The 5,357-nt window shown below is 76.0% G+C and carries 5 protein-coding genes; 2 read left to right on the forward strand and 3 right to left on the reverse strand.

Annotated features, from left to right (window positions below; genetic code table 11):
• Positions 1–364, forward strand: a 364-nt coding sequence (locus GTR02_RS19335) for a DUF485 domain-containing protein (protein ID WP_338073932.1), incomplete at its 5' end; no start/stop codon positions are given.
• Positions 361–2,010: a sodium:solute symporter family transporter gene (locus tag GTR02_RS19340; protein WP_166609115.1), complete on the forward strand. Its 1,650-nt coding sequence runs from the start codon at positions 361–363 to the stop codon at positions 2,008–2,010. The genes GTR02_RS19335 and GTR02_RS19340, both read left to right, overlap by 4 nt.
• Before the next feature lie 12 nt (positions 2,011–2,022).
• Here GTR02_RS19340 and GTR02_RS19345 read toward each other — a convergent pair whose 3' ends face one another.
• The 3 genes from GTR02_RS19345 to GTR02_RS19355 form a co-directional block, all read right to left on the reverse strand.
• Positions 2,023–3,246, reverse strand: coding sequence for an ATP-binding cassette domain-containing protein (locus GTR02_RS19345; protein WP_166609116.1), 1,224 nt, complete (start codon positions 3,244–3,246; stop codon positions 2,023–2,025).
• The gene (locus GTR02_RS19350) at positions 3,243–4,046 is read right to left on the reverse strand and encodes an ABC transporter permease (protein WP_166609117.1); all 804 of its coding nucleotides are present in this window, start codon (positions 4,044–4,046) and stop codon (positions 3,243–3,245) included. The genes GTR02_RS19345 and GTR02_RS19350 overlap by 4 nt, the downstream gene beginning before the upstream one ends.
• The coding region (locus tag GTR02_RS19355) for a glycosyltransferase (RefSeq protein WP_166609118.1) at positions 4,030–5,357 on the reverse strand (1,328 nt) is incomplete at its 5' end. The genes GTR02_RS19355 and GTR02_RS19350, both read right to left, overlap by 17 nt.

Genomic DNA, 5,357 nt, shown 5'->3' on the forward strand with positions numbered 1-5,357 from the left:
GCCACGCCCCGCCGACCCGCCCGGTGGGCCGCCGGCCGGCTCCCCCACCCGCTACGAACGGGCCCTGGTCTCCCCCGAGTTCGTGGCCCACCGCAGGCGGTTCCGCCGCTTCGTCCTGCCCCTGTCCGCGCTGTTCCTGGCCTGGTACGCGACCTACGTGCTGCTGGCCGACTACGCGCACGACTTCATGAGCCAGAAGGTCGCCGGCAACATCACCGTCGGCCTGCTGTTCGGCCTGGGCCAGTTCGTCTCGACCTTCGCCATCACCACGGCCTACGTCGTCTGGGCGAACCGCCGCTTCGACCCGGCGGCCGAGGAGCTGCGCGAGCGCATCGAGGCCGACGCCCTGCGGGAGCAGCAGTGAGGGCCGTCCTGCCCGCCGCGGCCGCGGGCACCGAGATCGGCGAACCCGCCGTCAACATCGCCATCTTCACGGCCTTCGTGGTCGTCACCCTCGCCGTCGTCCTCAAGGCCAGCCGCAACAACCGCTCCGCCGCGGACTTCTACGCCGGCGGCCGCTCGTTCACGGGCGGCCAGAACGGCGTCGCGATCGCCGGGGACTACCTCTCCGCCGCGAGCTTCCTGGGCATCGCGGGGGCCATCGCGCTCTACGGCTACGACGGGTTCCTCTACTCCATCGGGTTCCTGGTGGCCTGGCTGGTGGCGCTCCTGCTCGTCGCGGAGCTGCTGCGCAACACCGGCCGCTTCACCATGGCGGACGTCCTGAGCTTCCGGCTGAAGGAGCGTCCCGTCCGCACGGCGGCCGCCATCTCGACGCTGGCCGTCTCGTTCTTCTACCTGCTGGCCCAGATGGCCGGGGCCGGCGGCCTCGTCGCGCTGCTGCTGGGCATCGAGACCCGCGCCGGGCAGAACGTCGTCATCGCGGTCGTGGGCACCCTCATGATCCTCTACGTCCTCATCGGGGGGATGAAGGGGACGACGTGGGTGCAGATCATCAAGGCCTGCCTGCTCGTCGCCGGCGCGGCCGTCATGACCGTGTGGGTCCTGTCCCGCTACGGGTTCAACCTCTCCGACCTGCTGGGGGCGGCCGTCTCGGCGCCCGGGTCCGTCGGCGAGGCGATGCTCGGGCCGGGCGCGCAGTACGGGGCCACGGACACGTCGAAGCTGAACTTCCTGTCGCTCTCGCTCGCCCTGGTCCTGGGCACCGCGGGCCTGCCGCACGTGCTGATGCGGTTCTACACGGTGCCGAGTTCCCGCGAGGCGCGCCGCAGCGTCGTGTGGGCCATCTGGATCATCGGGTTCTTCTACCTGTTCACCCTGGTCCTCGGCTACGGCGCGGCGGCCATCGTCGGGCCGGACGCGATCCGGGCGGCGCCCGGCGGGGTGAACTCTGCGGCGCCGCTGCTGGCCTACGCGCTCGGGGGGACGGTGCTGCTCGGCGTCATCGCGGCCGTCGCGTTCGCGACGATCCTCGCGGTCGTGGCGGGGCTCGCCATCACCGCGAGCGCGTCCTTCGCGCACGACATCTACGCCAGCGTCCTCAAGCGCGGCGACGTGGAACCCGACGCCGAGGTCCGCGTGGCCCGGATCACGGTGGTCGTCATCGGGGCCGTCGCGATCGTCGGCGGCATCTTCGCCAACGGGCAGAACGTCGCGTTCCTCGTGGCGCTGGCCTTCGCCGTCGCCGCGAGCGCCAACCTGCCGACGATCATCTACTCGCTGTTCTGGCGGCGCTTCACGACCCGCGGCGCGCTGTGGAGCATGTACGGCGGGCTGCTGTCGTGCGTCGTGCTCATCGTGTCCTCGCCCGTGGTGTCGGGGAAGACGAACCCCGACACCGGGGCCAGCCTGTCGATGATCACCGACACCTCGATCGACTTCTCGTGGTTCCCGCTGGAGAACCCGGGCCTGGTGACGATCCCCCTGGCGTTCTTCCTGGGGTGGCTGGGGTCCGTCACGCAGAAGGAGCCCGGCCTGCACGTGCGGGCCGCCGAGATGGAGGTGCGCTCGCTGACCGGCGCCGGGGCCGAGAAGGCCACCGAGCACTGATCCTCCGGGGTCTCAGCCGGGCCGCGGTCCCGTGCTCCACGTGTGCGGTGGCTGCACGGGACCGCTGCCCGGCGGCCCGAGGACCACGACGCGGACGCTGTCCCAGCGGTAGTCGTGCGGCACCTCCCAGTCGTCCGCGTACACGCCCGCGTCGACCCAGTACTCCCCCGGGGCCAGGTCGAGCCGGTCGAGCACGAGCGTGGTCCGGCCCGCGCCCCGCAGCGCGACGGCGCCCGCGCCGCTGGCCTCCGTCGTGAGGTCGACGACGGCGGCCTGCTCGCCGACGCGGCGCAGCGACACGCCGAAGTGGGCCCGGGCCACGGGCGGGGTGCGGCCGTCGTCGGCCCGCTCGTAGTCCAGGACCACCGCGAGCGCCCCGCCCCGCTCGACGGCCCCCTCGGCGCCGTCCGCACCGGTGCAGCCGACGGCGGTGAGGCGGACGCGGCCGTCGCCCTTGCGGAAGCCGCCGTCGCCCAGCGGTCGCGGAGGTCCGGCCCGCTCGTCGAGGGACCGTTCGTAGGCGTCCAGGACGACCGGCGCGGGGCCCGCCGCGTGGACCGTGCCGGCGCGCAGCCAGACGGCGCGCGTCGCGAGCCGGCGCAGGTGGGGCATGACGTGCGAGGCCACGAGGACGGCGCACCCGCGGCGCCGCAGCGTCTCCACGTGCGTGAGGCACTTCTCCTGGAACGCCATGTCCCCCACGGCGAGGACCTCGTCGACGAGGAGCAGGTCCGGGTCGGTCACCGCGGCCGCGGCGAACGCCAGCCGCAGCCGCATGCCGTCGCTGTAGGTGCGCACGGGTTCCGCGAGGGTGGCGGCGTCCAGCTCGGCGAACTCCCCGATGGCCCCGAGGCGTGCCCGGGCCTGCGCCGGGTCCAGCCCCGCGAGCACCGCGGCCGTGACGGCGTTGTCGGCGCCCGACAGCCCCCCCGCGGTCGCGGCGCCCAGGGCCAGCAGCCCCGACACCGCGGCCGAGCGGCGCACCGTCCCCGCCGACGGGGCCGTCAGCCCGCCCGCCACGCGCAGCAGCGTCGACTTGCCCCCGCCGTTGCGGCCCACCACGCCGACGACCTCGCCGCGGTGCACCGTCAGGTCGACGTCGTGCAGCACGTCGACGCGGACCGCGCGGCCCGCGGACCCCGTGAACCGCTCGCGCAGCGACCGGGCGCCCCCGCGGCGGTAGCTCTTCGCCACGCCCCGCAGGTCCAGCACCGCGGACGCGCCGGGCGCGGTCACAGGTGGTCCAGGAACGTCGGGGAGTGCCTGCGGTGCAGCGCCCAGCCCGCCGCCAGCACAACGAGGCAGCAGGCCGTCAGCGCCAGCAGGACACGCGCGAAGGGCAGGGTCCCGGCGACCAGGACGTCGCGCTGCGCCTCGATGAGCACGCCCACGGGGTTCCACCGCACGACCTCGCGCAGCCGCGCCGGGAGCGTCGCGGTCGCGTAGAACACCGGGGTCACGTAGATCCCGACGGCCAGCACGAGGCCGACCGCGAGGCGCGTGTCGCGCAGCCGGACGTCGCCGACCGTCGCGGCGAACCCCAGCCCCACCGTCAGGCAGCCCTGCAGCAGGAGCAGGACGGGCAGCAGCAGCGCCGTCGCCGGCAGGCGGCCCGTGTCGAGCAGGACCACGGCGAGCAGCACCGGCAGCCCCGCGAGGTAGTCGAAGCCGTCGGTGAGCACGCTGACGACGGGGACGACCGCGCGGGGCAGCGCGGGCTGGGCCAGCAGGTCGCTGCGGTCGACGGCGCTCGTCGTCGCGGCGAGCAGCCCCGTCGAGAACCACGTCCAGGCGAGCACCCCCACCGCGAGGTCGGCGAGGTAGTCGGGTCCGGTCGCGGGCAGCAGCGCCGAGAACACCAGGCCCAGGACGGCGAACCGCACGAGGACGGGGGCCAGGGCCCACAGCCACCCGAGCACGGCCGAGGAGTACCGCACGCGGAACTCTCGGGCCGTGAGGTGCCCGACGAGCAGGACCACGCGGCGCACGCGCCGCAGCGCCGTCGGCCGGTGCGCCGGGTCACTCGGGGACGGCACGGCCCGCCTCCCGCAGCTCGCGCCGCGAGCGCCACCACGCGGCCGGGCCGGCGAGGGTGCCGGCGACCTCGGTGCCCAGCACGTCGAGCGGGTAGTCGTCACCGCCCCAGACCGCGCCCGCGCACCGGCGGGCGAACTGCGGCGGCAGGCGCAGCGCGACCCGGCCCAGGCCGCGGAGGTCGCCGTGGCGGGCGGCGACCTGCAGGTGGTAGGCCACGTGGCCCGCCGCGTAGGCCCGCAGCTGCCGCCGCAGCGCGGCGCGGTCGTCGCGGTGGTGGTGCAGCACGACCGCGGTGGGCTGGTAGGCGATCCGCCAGCCCGCGCGCAGCACGCGGTAGAAGTACTCGGTGTCCTCCCCCACCCCGGCGGGGCGCCCGGCGCCCAGCGCCTCGTCGAACGGGCCGAGCCCCGCGAGCACGTCGCGGCGGACGGCCGCGTTGGCCGTGGCGCCGATCTCCCAGGTGCGGGCGGGGCCGCGGGGGGCGTCGAGCCAGGCGCGGTCGTAGCCCCGCCGGTGCGGACCGCGGCCCAGGCCGCCGTAGTCCTCGAACACCTGCGGGTCGAGCCGGTCGAGGTTGGCGGGCAGCACGTTGCCGGTCACGACCCCCACGGCCGGATCGGTGAAGGGGGCCAGCAGCTCCTCGAGCCAGCCCGGCGTCACGACGACGTCGTCGTCGAGCAGCACCACGACGTCGCCCGTCAGCAGGGGCAGCCCCGCGTTGCGGGCGGGTGAGAGCCCCGGCCAGGGTTCGTGCACGACGCGGACGGCGGGCAGGTCCGCGACGGCGCGCCGGGTCGCCGACGCGTCGGCGGAGTTGTCCACCAGCACGACGGCCAGGTCGCGCCCCGGGTCGCTCAGCAGCGCGAGCAGGCTGCGCCGCAGCGACTCCGGCCGGTCCCGGGTCGCCATCAGCACGCTGACGGCGACGTCGTCCGGCAGGCGGGGCGCGCGGTGCACGCGGGCCGTCTCGAGCGCCGCCTCCAGCGGGGCGGGGCCGTCCGCGGCCGCCGCCTCGAGGTGCGCCCAGGAGGTGCCGGGGGCGAGCAGGGCGGGGCCCAGGTGGTCGAGGAGGGCCGCGGCCAGCCGGGCCCGCGAGATCCCGGCGCCGGAGGTGGCCACCGGGAACGTCGACTGCGGCCGGCCGTCGCGCAGCACCCGCACGCGGACCCGGCGCTCGCCCGCGCCGGCCGGCAGCACCGCGGCCGCCGGTCCGCCGCGCAGCACGTCGACGTCCACGACGGGGTCGGGCCGGCGGGCGCGGCGGCGCTGCGCGGGCCGGTGCACCAGCGGCGGGGCCGACGGCTGCGCCG

Source organism: Kineococcus siccus (assembly GCF_009906795.1).
GTDB lineage: Bacteria > Actinomycetota > Actinomycetes > Actinomycetales > Kineococcaceae > Kineococcus > Kineococcus siccus.